The sequence below is a fragment of the Amycolatopsis sp. NPDC028719 genome (genome assembly GCF_055565395.1).
In genome coordinates this window covers 643,489-659,639 of record NZ_JBVHUL010000002.1, presented here as the reverse complement: position 1 = coordinate 659,639, position 16,151 = coordinate 643,489, and the positions used below count along the sequence as shown (strand labels likewise).

The following is a 16,151-nucleotide window of genomic DNA, read 5'->3' as shown; positions in this document are numbered from 1 at the left end:
ACCGCGGGTATCGCTACTACCGTGCCCAGCATGAGCGCGCGGCAGCGGATCGAAGGCTGGCTCGGCGGCTGGCCGGTGTACCGGCAGCTGACCGGTCCGGACCGGACAGCGCGCGCCGCCGCGGCGAAATCGGATGGTTCGGAAAAATGGCACGCCCGCACCGAAGACGCCGACAAGGTCGTCCGCTCGATCTGCCCGTACTGCGCCGTCGGCTGTGGCCAGAAGGTCTACGTCAAGGACGGCCGCGTCACGCAGATCGAGGGTGACCCGGACTCGCCCATCTCCCGCGGCCGGCTCTGCCCGAAGGGCTCGGCCAGCAAGCAGCTCGTGACCAGCCCGAGCCGCGTCACCGAAGTCCTCTACCGCCGCCCGTACGGCACCGAGTGGGAACCCCTGTCCCTCGACCAGGCGATGGACATGATCGCCGACCGGGTCCTCAAGACCCGCGCCGAGACGTGGCAGGACGTCGACGACCAGGGTCGCAAGCTCGACCGCACGCTCGGCTTCGCCAGCCTGGGCGGCGCGACGCTGGACAACGAAGAGAACTACCTGATGAAGAAGCTGTACACCGCGCTCGGCGCGATCCAGATCGAAAACCAGGCCCGTATTTGACACTCCGCCACGGTTCCCGGTCTGGGGACCTCCTTCGGTCGTGGAGGCGCCACGACGTTCCAGCAGGACCTCGCCAACGCCGACTGCATCGTCATCCAGGGCTCGAACATGGCCGAGTGTCACCCGGTCGGGTTCCAGTGGGTGATGGAGGCGAAGGCCCGTGGCGCCAAGATCATCCACGTCGACCCGCGGTTCACCCGTACCAGCGCGGTCTCGCACGTCCACGCGGCGTTGCGCGCCGGCACGGACATCGCGTTCCTCGGCGGCCTGATCAACCACGTCCTGTCGGAGGGGAAGGACTTCCGGGATTACGTGCTGGCCTACACGAACGCGGCCGCGATCCTGCGTGAGGACTTCGAAGACACCGAAGACCTCGACGGCGTCTTCTCGGGCTACGACCCCGAGCGGCGCCAGTACGACATGACGACGTGGGAGTACGAAGGCGCGCCGACGGTGCCCGCGTCCGGGTCCACCGACCCGGAGCAGCCGGGCGAGCCGGGTTCGGAGAGCCAGCACGGCGGCGAAGGCCACCAGAGCACGGCCCGGGCGGACACCTACGGCAGTGGCGGCGCGGCGGTCGGCGCCAAGCCCAAGACCGACGAGACGCTGCAGCACCCGCGCTGCGTCTACCAGGTGCTCAAGCGGCACTTCGCGCGCTACACGCCCGAACTGGTCGCCGACGTCTGCGGCCTGCCCGTGGAGCAGTTCCGGGAGATCGCCGAGGCGATCACCGCGAACTCCGGCCGTGACCGGACGACGGCCTGGGTGTACTCCGTCGGCTGGACGCACCACACGGTCGGCGCGCAGTACATCCGCACGGCGTCGATCCTGCAGACCCTGCTGGGCAACATCGGCCGGCCCGGCGGCGGCATCCTCGCGCTGCGCGGCCACGCCAGCATCCAGGGGTCCACCGACATCCCGACGCTGTTCAACCTGCTGCCCGGCTACATCCCGATGCCGCACGCGCACCAGCACCAGAGCCTCGACGAGTTCGTCGAAGCGGACGCGGGCAAGACCGGCTTCTGGGGCAACATGCGCTCCTACGCCGTGAGCCTGCTCAAGTCGTACTGGGGCGAGTCGGCGCAGCCGCACAACGACTTCCGGTTCGACTACCTGCCGCGGCTGACCGGTGACCACGGCACGTACGCGACCGTGCAGAAGCAGATCGAGGGGGAGTGCAAGGGGTACTTCCTGGTCGGGGAGAACCCGGCGGTCGGCTCGGCCAACGGCAAGTTTCAGCGGCTCGGCCTGGCCAACCTCGACTGGCTCGTCGTCCGGGACCTGCAGCTGATCGAGAGCGCGACGTTCTGGAAGGACGGCCCGGAGATCGAGACCGGTGAGCTCAAGCCGGAGGAGATCGGCACGGAGGTCTTCTTCCTGCCCGCCGCCGCGCACACCGAGAAGGACGGCAGCTTCACCAACACCCAGCGCCTGCTGCAGTGGCACCACAAGGCCGTCGAACCGCCCGGCGACGCCCGCAGCGACCTGTGGTTCTACTACCACCTGGGCCGGCTGATCCGGGAGCGGATCGGCGACGACCCGCGCGACGCGCCGATCCGCGACCTCACGTGGAGCTACCCGGTCGAAGGTCCGACCGACGACCCGAGCGCCGAGTCCGTGCTCGCCGAGATCAACGGCCACGGCCCGGACGGCCCGCTCTCGGCCTACACGCAGCTGAAGGACGACGGCTCGACCGCGTGCGGCTGCTGGATCTACTGCGGCGTGCGCGCGGACGGGAAGAACCAGGCCGCGAACCGGCAGCCCGGGAGCGAACAGGACTGGGTCGCCCAGGGCTGGGCCTGGGCGTGGCCGGCCAACCGGCGGATCCTCTACAACCGCGCGTCGGCGGACCCGGACGGGAAGCCGTGGAGCGAGCGGAAGAAGCTGCTCAGCTGGGACGCCGAAGAGGGCAAGTGGGTCGGGCCGGACGTCCCGGACTTCGAGCCGACCAAGGCGCCCGACTACGAGCCGCCCGAAGGCGCCAAGGCACAGGAGGCGCTCGGCGGACGGGACCCGTTCATCATGCAGACCGACGGCAAGGCGTGGCTCTACGTCCCGGCCGGCCTGGCCGACGGCCCGCTGCCCACGCACTACGAGCCGTTCGAAAGCCCGGTGGACAACGCGCTCTACAGCCAGCAGGAATCGCCGACGCGTCAGACGCTGGAAAGCCCGTCGAACCCGTACAACCCGTCGCGGAGCGCGGTCTACCCCTACGTCTTCACGACCTACCGGCTCACCGAGCACCACACCGCGGGCGGCATGAGCCGGACGCTGCCGTACCTGTCGGAGCTGCAGCCGGAGTTCTTCTGCGAGGTCTCGCCGGCGCTGGCGGCCGAGCGCGGCCTCGAGAACGGCGGCTGGGCGACGATCATCTCCGCGCGGACGGCGATCGAGGCCCGCGTCCTCGTCACCGACCGCGTGAAGCCGCTGAAGGTCCGCGGCCGGACGATCCACCAGGTCGGCCTGCCCTACCACTGGGGCCCGAACGGCCTGTCCCGCGGCGACGCCGCCAACGACCTGCTGTCGATCGTGATGGACCCGAACGTGCACATCCAGGAGTCCAAGGCGGCCACCTGTGACATCCGGCCGGGACGGCGCCCGCGCGGCGCCGCGCTGCCGGAGTTCGTGGCCGAGTACCGGAGGCGAGCCGATGGCTGAGTACGGCACCCAGCCCCGGATGGGGTTCTTCACCGACACGTCCGTGTGCATCGGCTGCAAGGCCTGCGAAGTGGCGTGCAAGGAGTGGAACGGCGTACCCGAATCGGGCGGCCTCGACCTGCTCGGCATGTCCTACGACAACACCGGCGCGCTGGGCTCGAACACCTGGCGGCACGTCGCCTTCGTCGAACAATCCAAGCCCGCCGCCCCGGAACCGTCCACTGTGGACCTGGGAATGCCGGACGTGGGCGCGCCGGGGCAGGACGACCCGGGCGTGCGCTGGCTGATGTCGAGCGACGTCTGCAAGCACTGCACGCACGCCGCGTGCCTCGACGTCTGCCCGACCGGCTCGCTGTTCCGCACCGAGTTCGGCACCGTCGTCGTGCAGCAGGACATCTGCAACGGCTGCGGCTACTGCGTCCCGGCCTGCCCCTATGGCGTCATCGAAAAGCGCGAGTCGGACGGCCGCGCGTTCAAGTGCACCCTCTGCTACGACCGGCTCGGCGCGGGCCTGGAACCGGCCTGCGCCAAGGCGTGCCCGACCGACTCCATCCAGTTCGGCGAGCTGGACGAGCTGCGGGAACGCGCCGACGAGCGGGTGCGGACGCTGCACGGCTCGGGCGTCCCGGAGGCCCGGCTCTACGGCCGCGACCCGGACGACGGGGTGGGCGGGGACGGCGCGTTCTTCCTGCTGCTGGACGAACCCGAGGTCTACGGGCTGCCGCCGGACCCGGTCGTCACCACGCGGGACCTGCCCGCGATGTGGAAGCGGGCGGCGGTGACGGCGGCCGGCGTGGCCGTGGCGGTCGTGGCGTCGTTCCTGGGACGGCGCCGGTGAGCCCGCGCCGCGAGCGGGCGATGGTCGAGCCCGCCGAGTTCAAGTCCTACTACGGCAGGCCGATCCTCAAGGAGCCGGCCTGGAAGCAGCCGGACGTGCCGCTGTACCTGTTCCTCGGAGGCGCGGCGGGCGCGTCGGCGACGCTGGCGGCGCTCGCCGACGTCACCGGGCGGCCGGTCCTGGCCCGCGTGGGCCGGCTCGTCGCGTCCGGTGGGTCGCTCGCGAGCGTCGTGGCGCTGATCCACGACCTGGGGAAGCCGATGCGGTTCCTGCACATGCTGCGGGTGCTGAAGCCGACGTCCCCGCTGTCGGTGGGATCGTGGATCCTGTCGCCGTTCTCGGGGCTGGCCGCGGTGTCCGCCGCGGCCGAGCTGACCGGTCTGCTGCCGGGCATCGGGCGGCTGGCGGGCGTGGGCGCGGGGGTGCTCGGCCCGGCGATGTGCACGTACACGGCGGTGCTGCTGGCGGACACGGCGACACCGTCGTGGCACGAAGCCCACGGAACGCTCCCGGTGCTGTTCGCGGGCAGCGCGCTGACGAGCGGTGCGGGTGCTGCCCTGCTGGCGGTGCCCGTGAGCGAGACCGGCCCGGCGGTCCGGGCGGGGCTGGCCGGGGCGGTCGCGGAACTGCTGGCCGAACACCACCTGGAGACCGGGCTGGGCCTGGTGTCGGAGCCGTACCGGACGGGCCGCGCGGGCAAGCTGCTGAAGGCGGCGAAGGCGCTGACGGCGGCCGGGGCGGGGCTTTCCCTGCTGGCGCGGCGGAACCGGGCGGCGGGCGTGCTGGCCGGGGCGGCCTACCTGGCTTCGGGCCTGTGCACGCGCTTCGGCGTCTACGCCGCAGGCGTGGAATCCACAAAGGACCCGAAGTACGTGGTGGTTCCGCAGCGGGAACGGATCGAGCGCGAGGGACGCTGAAGACACGAAACCGCCGCACCCCGGAAACCCGGAGTGCGGCGGCGAAGGACGTGGTCAGTCCTTGTTCGTGACGCCCTTGATGGCGTCCTTGACCTTCTCGCCCGCCTGCTTCAGCGAGCCCTTGGCCTGGTCGGACTTGCCTTCGGCCTGCCACTGCTCGTTGCCCGTGGCGTCGCCGACGGCTTCCTTCGCGCGGCCCTTGAGCTCTTCGCCCTTGTTCTCCATCTTGTCGTTCATGGCGTGCACCTTTCGTTGCGGCGACATTTCCGGATCGGCCAGTCGCCAAAAGGGCCTTGACACAGAAGTACCCACTCGTCCGCCGCATACACATCACAGCCAAACGAGGGCCGTGAAGGCGGTCACGCCCACGAGGAGCCACTTCGGGGACGGCGAGCAGCCAGCGGACCCGGGGCCGCCAAGCTCCGCCGACGGCCCGCCGTGCGGCGCGGGCTCCGGCAGCGGCGGCGTCGACAGCGTCGAACCCACAGGCCGGTCAAGCCCGAGCCACCAGTGCAACACCTCGGGGTACCCCGTGGCCGCACCCGCCAACCGGCTCAGCGGGCCGGCAGGTGGCCGCCCATCCGCTCGATCCGCTTGATGGCGGGCTCCGCGAGGATGCCGTGGACCAGCACCGACACGGCGACGGCGAGCGCGCCGACCCGCCAGAGCACGTCCTGGTGCTCCACCGGCAGCCGGTTGATCGCGTAGGCGAGGTAGTAGAGCGTGCCGATGCCGCGGACGCCGAAGAACGCGATGGCCAGCGTCGCGGGCCGCCCGGCCGAGGACCCGAGCAGCGACACCCAGCCGACCACGGGCCGCACCACCAGGACCGCGACCACGGCGATCACCACTTCGAGGGGCCGGAGGCCGAGCAGCAGCCCGTCGCCGATGGCCAGCCCCAGCCCGAGCAGGGCGAGCGGCACGAAGAGCCGTTCGAGCTGGTGGCCGAAGGCGTGCAGGACGCCGTGGTAGTCGTGCTCGCGCTCCAGCTTGCGGACGCAGACCGCCGCGGTGAACACGGCGACGAAGCCGTTGCCGTGGGCCAGCTCCGCCAGCGCGTACGGCAGGAAGGCCAGGGCGAGGAGGACCAGGCCGTCGCCGTACTCGGCGAGCCGCAGGCGATCCGACGAGGTGCGGAAGATCGCCCAGCCGAGCCCTCGGCCGGCGACCAGGCCGAGCACCACGCCGGTCGCGACCGGCAGCAGCAGGTCCACGAGCACCCAGGAGAGGTCCAGGTTCGGCCTGCTGCCCGCCATCGCCAGGCCGAGCAGGACGAACGGCATGGCCAGCCCGTCGTTCAGCCCCGCCTCGGTGGTCAGCGTGAAGCGGATTTCGTTGTTCCGGGCCAGATCCGGCTCGACGTCGGGGTGCGGCACGCCGATGTCGCCCGCCAGCACCGGGTCGGTCGGCGCCAGCGCCGCGGCCAGCAGCAGTGCCACGCCCGGCGCCAAGGCGAGCCACCAGTACCCCAGCGCGGCGATCGCGAGGATCGACAGCGGCATGGTCAGCGCGAGCAGCCGCCAGGTCGAACCCCAGCGATTCAGGCCGAACGGGCGGTCGACGGACAGGCCGGCCCCGGCCAGCGCGACGAGGATCCCCACCTGCGTGAAGGACTCGACGCCCTCCAGGTGGGAGGCGGGATCGCTCCAGCCGTTGCCGTAGGGCGCGGGCAGCGGCAGCACGCCCAGGACGATCCCGGCGATCAGCATCACCAGCGGCACCGAGAACGGCCGGTCGGCCACGAGCTTCGGCACGATCGCCGCGGCCAGGGCGAGCAGGCCGGCCACCCCGAACAGCACGGTCAACGACGACAACGTTCCTCCTGCCCGCTCATGCCGTGTGCCACCCGGGCGGGAGGTCCGTGCACGGGTCCCGGCCGAGCGTGAGCCGGTTCCGCCGACGCCCCCGCCCGGCCGGATGCGGGTAGCGTGACCGGGAGGTGGCGTCGTGCCCGGGGTTCCCCTGGTGCGCGCGGCGAAACCGGTGAGGAGGCGGCGTGACGGCGGCGAACGGGGCCGGACGGCCCTGCCGGTTCTGCGGCAGCGTGCGCGGCCCGCGGGTCCCGGGCAAGGCCGGGCCGATCTGCGTGGACTGCGTGCGAGCCGGGCTCCGGGTGGTGCGCGACGGCGCCGACCGCGAGACCCCGGGCGGTGATGTGCTCGCGGCGGTGACGTCGCCGCTGGCCGCGGTCTGCGAGTTCTGCGGCCGCCGCGAGCGCCGGACGTTCCTCGGCCTGCGGCGCCCGCTGCTGCGCGTCACGTGCGCCCAGCGGGATGCGGTGATCTGCGTCGACTGCCTGGACCACGCGGGTGATGTGCTGAACCTCGCACTGCGCCACTGAGCGCGTTTTCCGATGGCGGGCTCGGGTAACCGGGCGCAATGACCTCCACCCACTTGACCCGACCCGTGACCGCCTCGGTCACCGAGACCCTGCGCGTCGCGGCCGAAGTGGCGCTGCCCACGCTCGCGGGCGGGGTGATCAAACGCCGTCCCGCCGCGATGGGGCTGGCCGGCAAGCTGCAGGTCGACCGCCCCGCCGTCAAGCTGCTCACCCGGCTGCGGGACCGCTACGACGGCCGCCCGCTGAAGCTGCGCGTACCCGGCCGGTCCGTGGAGCTGGCCCTCTCCGGCGAGGACGTCGGCACGCTGCTGGCCGGCGCGCCGACGCCGTTCAGTCCGTCCACAGTGGAGAAGCGGGCGGCATTAGGGCACTTCCAGCCGCACGGTGTGCTGATTTCGGACGCGCATGACCGCCGTCCGCGCCGCCGCTTCACCGAAGCCGTGCTCGAGCCGGGACGTCCGCTGCACGAGCTCGCGGCGCCGTTCGCCCGCGCGATCGCGGACGAAGCTGCCGTCTTGCTCGGCGAAGCCGGCCGAGAGCTGACTTGGGACACCTTCAACGTCGCGTGGTGGCGGCTGGTGCGCACGATCGTGCTCGGGCCGGGCGCTCGTGACGACGAAACGCTCACCGACCTGCTGGAACGGCTGCGGCTCGACGCGAACTGGGCGTACGTGCACCCGCGGCGCAAGCGGCTGCGCGAGCGTTTCCACGCCCGGCTGGCCGAGCACCTCGGCCGGGCCGAGCCGGGCAGCCTGGCGGCGGCGATCGCCGAAGCCGGCGACGACGGCACCGCGGCCGACCAGGTGGCGCACTGGCTGTTCGCGTTCGACGCGGCGGGCATGGTGACGTTCCGGACGTTGGCGTTGCTGGCGACCCACCCGGCGGCGCTGGAGCGGGCCCGTTCGGAGCTCCCCGACGCCGATCCGGCCGAGCCGCAGCAGCTGGGCTACCTGCGCGCGTGCGTCCTGGACGCGGTCCGCTTGTGGCCGACCACGCCGATGATCCTGCGTGAGACGACGGAAGAGACGTCGTGGGGCCCGGCGGGCACGACGGTGCTGATCTTCACGCCGTTCTTCCACCGGGACGCGGAGCTGCCGTACGCCGACCGCTTCGAGCCGGACATCTGGCTCGATGGCCGCGCGGCGGAGAACCCCGCGCTGGTGCCGTTCAGCGCGGGCCCGGCGATCTGCCCGGGCCGTGACCTCGTCCAGTTCTGCACGAGCACGCTGCTGGCGAACCTGCTGCGCGAACACGACTTCGAGCAGAAGACGGGCCCGGTGCTGTCCCCGGACCGTCCCCTCCCGGCCACCCTGGACAACTTCCACCTCAAGTTCGCGGTGCGCCCGGCCTGAAGCGCCCCAATGTGGCCCTGGTTGCGTCCAACGCACCCAAGGCGGCCTTCGGTGCGTTGGACGCAACCAAGGCCGCCTTGGGGCGCTGGTCAGCCGGTCACGCCGGAGCGGTGAAGACGTACGTACCCGCGGGCACGAAGTACGACCCGGACGAGGACGGCACCGCTTCCGGCGGCGCCACGACCGAGTCCGGCCGGGACGTCGGCACCTGGACCGTCGCCGACGCGCCGGCCGGGACCGTCACCCGCAGCGTCAGCTTCCCGGCCGAGATCGACCAGTCGCTGACCGCGTTGCCGTACGGCGTCTCGTACGCCGACTTCGCCGACGTCAACCCGCCGCCCGGCCGCGGCGCCACCAGTAGCGACGCGTACCCGGGGGACGCCGGCGACAGCCCGCCGACCGAGCGGTACAGGAAGTCGCCCACCGACCCGAGCCCGTAGTGGTTGAACGAGTTCATCCCGGGGTCGTTGAACGAGCCGTCCGGCTTGATGCCGTCCCAGCGCTCCCAGATCGTCGTCGCGCCGTGGCCGATCATGTACCCCCAGCCGGGGAAGTCCGGCTGCAGCAGCACCTGGTACGCGACGTCCGCGTGGCCGTGCGCGGCCAGCACCGGCAGCAGGTTCTCCACGCCGAGGAACCCGACGGTGAGGTGCCCGTTCGCGGCGGCGACCCGAGCCGCCAGCTTGTCCGCCGCGGGCTGGACGCGGTCGGCCGGCAGCAGCCCGAACGCCAGCGCCAGCACGTACCCGGTCTGGGTGTTCGACCCGACCGTGCCGTCGGCGGCGACGAACCGGTTCGTGAAGGCGGCCCCCACCTGGTCGGCGAGCGTCCCGTACTTCGCGGCCTCGTCCGCGTGCCCGGTGGCCGCGGCCATCCGCGACACCAGCCGTGACGACCACGCGAAGAACGCCGTCGAAATCAGGTCGTGCGGGGTCTCGTCGGTGACGTTGAGCCAGTCGCCGAACGTCTGGTGGTCGCGGATCAGGTCCGCACCGGACGTCGAGCGCAGGTACTCGACCCACTTGACCATCGCGGCGAAGTGCTCGTCGATCACGCTCGTGTCGCCGTACCGCTGCCACAGGGTGTAGGGCACGATGACGCCCGCGTCGCCCCAGCCCGCCGAGCCCGAACCGTCGAGCACGCCCGGCGCGACATCGGTGAACGAGCCGTCGGCGTGCTGAGCGTCGACCAGGTCGTCGCTGAACTTGCCGAGGAAGTTCGCGACGTCGAGGTTGAACGTCGACGTGCCGGCGAAGATCCCGATGTCGCCGGTCCAGCCGAGCCGCTCGTCGCGCTGCGGGCAGTCGCTCGGCACGGACAGCATGTTCGAGCGCTCACCCCACAGGATGTTGTGCTGCAGCTGGTTCACCTGCGCGTTCGACGTCGTGAACGTGCCGGGCTGCGCGGCGGACGTCCACATCGCCCGGCCCGTCAACGTCGCCGCGGTCGGGGCCGACGGCAGGCCGGTCAGCTCGACGTACCGGTAGCCGTGCACGGTGAACCGCGGCTCGTACGTCTCCGCGCTTCCGGTGCCCGCCAGGGTGAACCGGTCGGTCGCCTGCGCCGCGCGCAGGTTCGTCGTGTAGATCGTGCCGTCCGGGTCGAGCACCTCGGCGTGCCGCATGGTGACCGTGGTGCCGGCCGGGCCGGTCACGGACAGCCTGTTCCAGCCGCTGAAGTTCTGGCCCAGGTCGGCCACCCACACGCCCGGCTTGGGCTGCGTCCAGGAGACGGGCTTGAACTCCTGCTGCACCGTGACGCCGTTGTCCACCTGGGACACGAGGTTCGGCTTCGCGCCGGTCTTGACGCGCGGAGCCGCCCAGGCGCGGTCGTCGAAGCCGGGCCGGTCCCAGCCGGTCGCGAGCCGGGCGTCGTATGTCTCGCCCTGGTAGAGGTCGTCGGCGCGGATCGCGCCGTCGCCGGTCTTCCACGTGCCGTCGGTCGCGACCGTGGCCGTCGTGCCGTCGGTGAACGTCAGCTTCAGCTGCGCCGAGTACCACGGCTCGGTGCCGTACTTCCGGCTGCCGGCGATGCCGACGCTGCCGGAGTACCAGCCGTTGCCGACCAGGGCGCCGAGGACGTTCTCGCCGGGCTTGATCTGCTTGGTGACGTCGGAAACGCGGTACTGCAGGCGTTTCGCGTAGTCGGTCCAGCCCGGGGCCAGAACCTCGCCGCCGACCTTGGCGCCGTTGAGGTGGGTCTCCTGCAGGCCGAGCGCGGTGGTGAGCAGCCGCGCGCTCGCGACCGGCTTCGACACCGTGAAGCTCTTGCGCAGCAGCGGAGCGGGCGCGCTCACGGCGACGTTCGCGCCCCACGGCCCGGTGCCGTACGCGGTCAGCGCCCGCGCCGCCGGCCAGGAGCTGTCGTCGAACCCGCGCTGCTGCCAGCCGTCCGGGCCGCTCTGGCTCGCTTTCCACGTGCCGTCGGTGCTCACGGTCGGTCCACCCTGGACGGTCAGCTTCGCGATCATCCCGGCCGGGCTCTGCGTGGTGTTCTCCGCGCTGACGGCGATCGTGTTCGTCCCGGCGGTCAGCAGAGTGCCGACGTCGACGACGGCGGCCGTCTTCCACGAGTCGGGCACGCGGGCCGAGTCGCTGACCCGGGTGCCGTTGACCCAGACCGTGGCGGTGTCGTCCCCGGTGACGACGAGGGTGGCCTTCGCCGGCGCCGCGGCGAGTTCGAAGGTCTTCCGGAAGAACCGGGTGGCCGGGGGCACGCCGCCGGCCGGATCGCCTTCGGGATACCAGACCCAGCTCGCGCCGGCGAGGTCCGGGCCGGCCGTGGCGCGGCCGAGGAAGGCACCGGTCCACTCGGCGGCCGGGTCGCGCAGCGCGGTTTCGAAGCGCTGCACGGCACTCCAGCCGCTCATCCGGCCTTCGCCGTCCCAGACGCGGACCTTCCAGGTGTAGGCGGTCAGCGAGGTGAGCGCCGGTCCGCCGTAGGCGACGTCGGCCTGCTGCGCGGACGTGACGCGGCCGCTGTCCCAGACGTCCTTGCCGCCGGTGGACACCATGAGCTGGTAGGCCGACTGGCGTTGCTGCGCGGCCGAAGACGCGAGCTTCCAGCCGAACCGGACCTGCGCCGGGTCGACGCCGAGGGGGTTCACGCGCTGCCCAACGGTGGCGCTCGCGACGGAGAGCGGTGTCTTGGCCGAGGCGCTCGGCGTGCCGACGCGCGTGCCCCACGGGCCGGTGCCGTAGGTGCCGAGGTCCCGGGCGGCGGCCCAGCTCCCGTCGGCGAAGCCGGGCTGTTCCCAGCCGTCCGGCGCGGTCGCCGCGCTCTTCCAGCCGGCTCCGGTCGTGACGTCGGTGGTGCCCGACGCGGTCGTGACGCGCACCCGCCCGAGCAGGCCGGCCGCGCCGCCGGCGTTGCGGACGGCGACGGCCAGGGTGTTGACCCCGGGAGCCAGTGCGGGCCGGAGGTCCACCGTCAGCGCCGAGCGCCACGAATCCATGGTGCGCGCCGATGAGGCGAGGGGCTTGCCGTTGAGCCAGACGTCGGCGGTGTCGTCGCCGGTGACGACGAACCGGGCGTCGCTGACCGCGGCCGCGGGGACGGTGAACGTGGTGCGGAAGTACCGGGTCGCGGCCGGCGCGGAGACGCGGGCATCCCCTTCCGGGTACCAGATCCAGTGCGCACCGCCCAGTTCCACCGGTGGAGCGGCGCCGGCCGGCGGAACCGCGGCGGCGGACAGGACCAGGATCGTGGCGAGCGTGGTGGTGGTCGCGCGCCAGAGCTTCGAGGGCAGCATGCGGGCTCCCTTACGGCGGGGACGGGACGAGATTTAAAACGTTTCAACCACGTGCGATACGTGACTGTAATCACGAAATCACACGTTGGCAATACTCCACCGGGACGCACGCTTGGTGAATCGCTTCGACGAGCAGGGGAATCCTAAATCGTTTTAGGACCGGCGCTTCCGCAGCCGGACGACCACCGTGACCACCGCCGCGCCCAGCACGACCAGGGCGATCGGCAGCGCCGTGGGCAGCCACGGCCAGGCTCGCCCTTCGAAGACGACGCCGTCGGTGGGCAGCTCCAGGACCTTCGCGGTCCAGCGCGCGGTCGCGACGTCCGTGCGGCGCGAGAGCGCCCCGACCGCGGTCTCGTAGGCGAAGCCGGGCCGGTCGTGGACGTACTCCGAGTCCGGGCCGCCGGGCGGCGTCGTCACCCCGCGCGTCGCGCCCGGCACGACCAACCGGTCGAGATCCGCCGAGGCCAGGGAATCCCGCGGCACGAAGGTCAGGCCGTGCCGCGACCGGATCGGAGCACCGTCGACGCTCACGGCGAGCGTGCGCGAGGACAGCGACTGGCCTTCGGTGTCGAACACCGACGCGAGCTCGATCTCGCCGACGCCGGTGGTGAGTAGCACCCCGATCTCGTCGGGGTTCCAGCGGAAACCGGCGTTGACGATCGCGGCCGCGTCCGGCATCGACGCCGGCTGGTGCACCGGGACCGTCATGCCGTAGCGCTGCCAGCCGATCGCCTTCGCGGCGCCGGCCGCCACCTCGCGGCCGGCCAGCCGTTCCACCCAGTGCAGCGTCCCGTCGATGCCGGACAGGATCCCGGCGGTGGTGACGACGTCGCCGTCGTCGACGAACCGCTGCCCGCGCACCCAGCGCACGGCCGGGTAGTCGCCGGCGAAGGCGTCGAGCTTCAGCCAGTGCGCGGTGGCGGGCCGGCCGTCGAGCAGGCCGGCGGAAGCGAGCACCCCGCCGCCGTTGCAGACGCCCAGCAGCTTCGCGCCGTGGGCGGCCTGCGTGCGAAGCCAGCTCTTGACCGGCTCGGTGCTCGGCTCGCCGACGTCCGGCAACGCGGGCACGACGACGAGGTCGGGTGCCTTCGGGCCGAGCAGGGCGGCGAGATCGTCGAAGCTCAGGTCGGGCATCAGGTCGAGGCCACCGGTCAGGGGCTTCGGCGCCCGCTCCGGCGCGACGGCGTAGACGTTGAACCGGCCGGTCGCGGCCAGGACCTCGTACGGCGCAAGGGCATCGGAGACGACGGCCCCGCGGTCGCCGACCACGACGACCGCGGTCGGCTTGGCCGGGTCGTGGACGGGCGGTGCCGCGGCGGGCACCGGCCGGTCCGGGCCGGGGGAGTAGAGCGCCCCGAACGCCGACAGCGCGGAAAGGGTCGCGCCGACGGCGGGGACGGCGAGCACGGCGACGACCAGCGCGAACCACTTCAGCACGGTCCGCATGTCAGTGCCAGTACTCGGCGCGGCGCCACACCATGGCGGCGAGCATCAGCGGGAACATGAGCACGTGCCCGGCGATCATCAGGGTGCCGCCGCCGATCGCCCCGAGCCAGAACGGCACCAGCAGCGCGACGAACGGCAGGTACATGGCGGCGGCCATCTCGGCGATCCGCGGCCACGAATGCCTGCGCAGCAGCATGGCCGCGGTCATGGCGACGGTCATGTCCGTGGCCATGACGAGCGCGTCGGCGTCCGCGCGTTCCAGCCAGGCGGCCGGCCAGAGCGGGTGCAGCGCCATCATGCCGATGAGCATGGCGGCGACCATCTCGACGTAGTGCCCGGTGAACCGGGCGAGCTTGCGGACGGTGGTCCGGGGTGGGGCGGCGGTGGTGGTGGTCATCTCGGGTTCCCTCCAGTGCGGTTTCGCTCCTGGACGAGAATCGCGGGTGCCGGCCGCGCGGGGACGTGCCGGAAGTCATGACCCGGGTCATGTGACCGCTCAGAGCAGGCCGAGGTCCCGGGCCCGCAGCGCGGCCTGGGTGCGGTCGCGGGCGCCGAGCTTGCCCAGCAGGTTCGTCACGTGGTTCTTCACCGTCCCCTCGGCAAGGAACAGTCTTGCGGCGATCTCGCGGTTGCTGCGGCCGTCCGCGAGCAGGCGCAGCACTTCCCGCTCCCGCTCGGACAACGGCACCACGAGGGGCCGGGGAGCCGGTTCCGGCAGCTGCGCGAACCGCGCGACGACCTTCGCGGCGACCGACGGCTGCAGCACCGATTCACCGCGCGCGGCGGCCAGCACCGCCTCGATCAGCCGGGCCGACGAGACGTCTTTGAGCAGGTACCCGACCGCACCCGCGCGAAGGGCGGCGAAGACGTCTTCGTCGTCGTCGAACGTCGTCAGCGCGATGACCCGCACGGACGGGTGCTCCAGCCGCAGCCGGCGGGTCGCGGCGACGCCGTCGAGGACCGGCATGCGCAGATCCATCAGCACGACGTCCGGTCGCAGGGAAGCAGCCTGGCGCAGCGCTTCCTCGCCGTTGCCTGCCTCGCCGGCGACGTCGATGCCGTCGTGGGTGGCCAGCAGCGTGCCGAGGGCTTCGCGGAACAGCGCCTGGTCGTCGACGAGCAGGACGCGGACCGGTGTCATCCCGGAACCTCCATGCTGAGCGCGCTGCCCTCGCCCGGCGCCGAGGTGAAGTCGAGCTTGCCACCCAGCTGCTCGGCGCGTTCCCGCAGCCCCAGTAGTCCGAAGCCGGGGGACGCGCCGCCATCGGAGCCGGCGCCGTCGTCGCGGACCACGACCCGGACCGAGGCGTCCGCGTAGTCCAGGACCAGCTCGACGCGGTCCGCGCCGGCGTGCTTGCGGACGTTCGTCAACCCTTCCTGTGCCGTCCGGAACAGCGCTTCGCGGTGTTCTTCCGGCAACGGCCGCTCGGCACCGGAGACCGCGAGCTCCGCCGGGACCCCCGCTTCGGAAACCAGCACCCGCAACGCTTCCGGCAAGGGCGCCGGCCGCGGTTCGCGCAACGCTTTCACCGAGCGGCGCACGTCGGAGAGCGCCTTCTCGGCCTGCTCCTGCGCCTTCGCGAGGACCTCGTCGGCCTTGCCCGGATCGGTCGGCAGCACCGCCCGCGCGGCCTTGACCTGCATCTGGACCACGGTGAGCGAGTGCCCGAGCCCGTCGTGGATGTCCCGCGCGACGCGGTTGCGTTCCTGCGCCGTCGCCAGCCGTTCGGCCTGGGTGGCGTAGTCGCGCAGCTTCTCGTGGGCTTCGGCGAGTTCCCCGCGCGAGCGCTGTTCTCGCAGCAGAAGTTCGGTGATGACGGCCGCGAACAGCACCGAAACCAGGGTGCCGAGCCCCTCCCGCAGGCCTTCGCCCAGCGACATCCCGAGGTGCACCAGCGGCACCACCGCGATGACGAGCGCGATCACCGGCAGCGGCAGGCGCAGCAGCACGCACTGGCTGACCAGCACGACGAGGAACAACGTCGCCCCGACCCCGGCGCTGATCGTGAACGTCACGAAGGCCAGCGGCAGCTGGACACCGACGTACGCGGCCGGCCACGCCCACCCGTCGCGGCCGCGCACCCAGCCGAAGCCCAGCGTCGCGAACGCGGTGAAGACCGCGCCGAGGACCAACGCGAGCACGGGCTCCCCGGACCCGAGGACCCCGAGCACGATCGAGAGGAAGGCGCCGCAGGTCAGCACCCCGAGGGCCCGGTTCATGAGGTCACTCTGG

12 protein-coding genes are annotated in these 16,151 nt (G+C 72.2%); 5 read left to right on the top strand and 7 right to left on the bottom strand.

All coding sequences use genetic code 11. The annotated features are described in order from the left end of the window. The first annotated feature begins 30 nt into the window (after window positions 1–30). From fdh to nrfD, 3 genes are read left to right on the top strand one after another with little or no spacing between them, the layout of a single operon-like run. Window positions 31–3,270, top strand: a complete 3,240-nt coding sequence (gene fdh, locus ACZ4TR_RS11055; protein WP_465286871.1) for a formate dehydrogenase — start codon at window positions 31–33, stop codon at window positions 3,268–3,270. Further along, window positions 3,263–4,108, top strand: a complete 846-nt coding sequence (locus tag ACZ4TR_RS11050) for a 4Fe-4S dicluster domain-containing protein (protein ID WP_465286869.1) — start codon at window positions 3,263–3,265, stop codon at window positions 4,106–4,108. Before fdh ends, ACZ4TR_RS11050 begins: the two co-directional genes overlap by 8 nt. Beyond that, window positions 4,105–5,025, top strand: a complete 921-nt coding sequence (gene nrfD, locus ACZ4TR_RS11045; protein WP_465286868.1) for an NrfD/PsrC family molybdoenzyme membrane anchor subunit — start codon at window positions 4,105–4,107, stop codon at window positions 5,023–5,025. The genes ACZ4TR_RS11050 and nrfD overlap by 4 nt, the downstream gene beginning before the upstream one ends. A 54-nt stretch (window positions 5,026–5,079) precedes the next feature. On the opposite strand, the gene ACZ4TR_RS11040 is transcribed toward nrfD, so the two are convergent. Together ACZ4TR_RS11040 and ACZ4TR_RS11035 are read right to left on the bottom strand one after the other, a co-directional pair. Continuing rightward, window positions 5,080–5,262, bottom strand: coding sequence for a CsbD family protein (locus ACZ4TR_RS11040; protein WP_465286867.1), 183 nt, complete (start codon window positions 5,260–5,262; stop codon window positions 5,080–5,082). Between the two features lie 317 nt (window positions 5,263–5,579). Continuing rightward, a complete protein-coding gene (locus ACZ4TR_RS11035; protein WP_465286866.1) occupies window positions 5,580–6,839 on the bottom strand; it encodes a cation:proton antiporter domain-containing protein in 1,260 nt (419 codons plus the stop codon). 182 nt (window positions 6,840–7,021) lie between these two features. Here ACZ4TR_RS11035 and ACZ4TR_RS11030 point away from each other — a divergent pair, with 182 nt between their 5' ends. Together ACZ4TR_RS11030 and ACZ4TR_RS11025 are read left to right on the top strand one after the other, a co-directional pair. After that, on the top strand, window positions 7,022–7,366 hold the full coding sequence (locus ACZ4TR_RS11030) for a hypothetical protein (RefSeq protein ID WP_364528461.1): 345 nt from the start codon (window positions 7,022–7,024) through the stop codon (window positions 7,364–7,366). Window positions 7,367–7,404: 38 nt separating this feature from the next. Continuing rightward, window positions 7,405–8,718, top strand: coding sequence for a cytochrome P450 (locus ACZ4TR_RS11025; RefSeq protein WP_465286865.1), 1,314 nt, complete (start codon window positions 7,405–7,407; stop codon window positions 8,716–8,718). Between the two features lie 97 nt (window positions 8,719–8,815). Here ACZ4TR_RS11025 and ACZ4TR_RS11020 read toward each other — a convergent pair whose 3' ends face one another. The 5 genes from ACZ4TR_RS11020 to ACZ4TR_RS11000 form a co-directional block, all read right to left on the bottom strand. After that, window positions 8,816–12,469 carry a family 78 glycoside hydrolase catalytic domain gene (locus ACZ4TR_RS11020; protein WP_465286864.1) on the bottom strand — a complete coding sequence of 1,218 codons (3,654 nt, stop codon included), beginning with the start codon at window positions 12,467–12,469 and terminating at the stop codon, window positions 8,816–8,818. Between the two features lie 153 nt (window positions 12,470–12,622). Next, window positions 12,623–13,918 (bottom strand): GlxA family transcriptional regulator, encoded by a 1,296-nt coding sequence (locus ACZ4TR_RS11015; protein ID WP_465286863.1) that lies wholly within the window; start codon window positions 13,916–13,918, stop codon window positions 12,623–12,625. Window position 13,919: 1 nt separating this feature from the next. Next, a complete protein-coding gene (locus tag ACZ4TR_RS11010; protein WP_465286862.1) occupies window positions 13,920–14,315 on the bottom strand; it encodes a hypothetical protein in 396 nt (131 codons plus the stop codon). 99 nt (window positions 14,316–14,414) lie between these two features. Further along, window positions 14,415–15,059 carry a response regulator gene (locus ACZ4TR_RS11005; protein ID WP_465286861.1) on the bottom strand — a complete coding sequence of 215 codons (645 nt, stop codon included), beginning with the start codon at window positions 15,057–15,059 and terminating at the stop codon, window positions 14,415–14,417. Next, window positions 15,056–16,138, bottom strand: coding sequence for a sensor histidine kinase (locus ACZ4TR_RS11000; RefSeq protein ID WP_465286860.1), 1,083 nt, complete (start codon window positions 16,136–16,138; stop codon window positions 15,056–15,058). Before ACZ4TR_RS11000 ends, ACZ4TR_RS11005 begins: the two co-directional genes overlap by 4 nt. Between the last annotated feature and the right edge of the window lie 13 nt (window positions 16,139–16,151).

What these genes read in the sequence shown, in the direction of transcription:
- ACZ4TR_RS11050 (WP_465286869.1), top strand. Translation starts at nt 3,263, where the DNA reads ATGGCTGAGTACGGCACCCAGCCCCGGATGGGGTTCTTCACCGACACG.
- ACZ4TR_RS11040 (WP_465286867.1), bottom strand. Translation starts at nt 5,262, where the DNA reads ATGAACGACAAGATGGAGAACAAGGGCGAAGAGCTCAAGGGCCGCGCG.
- ACZ4TR_RS11025 (WP_465286865.1), top strand. Translation starts at nt 7,405, where the DNA reads ATGACCTCCACCCACTTGACCCGACCCGTGACCGCCTCGGTCACCGAG.
- ACZ4TR_RS11020 (WP_465286864.1), bottom strand. Translation starts at nt 12,469, where the DNA reads ATGCTGCCCTCGAAGCTCTGGCGCGCGACCACCACCACGCTCGCCACG.
- ACZ4TR_RS11015 (WP_465286863.1), bottom strand. Translation starts at nt 13,918, where the DNA reads ATGCGGACCGTGCTGAAGTGGTTCGCGCTGGTCGTCGCCGTGCTCGCC.
- ACZ4TR_RS11010 (WP_465286862.1), bottom strand. Translation starts at nt 14,315, where the DNA reads ATGACCACCACCACCGCCGCCCCACCCCGGACCACCGTCCGCAAGCTC.
- ACZ4TR_RS11005 (WP_465286861.1), bottom strand. Translation starts at nt 15,059, where the DNA reads ATGACACCGGTCCGCGTCCTGCTCGTCGACGACCAGGCGCTGTTCCGC.
- ACZ4TR_RS11000 (WP_465286860.1), bottom strand. Translation starts at nt 16,138, where the DNA reads ATGAACCGGGCCCTCGGGGTGCTGACCTGCGGCGCCTTCCTCTCGATC.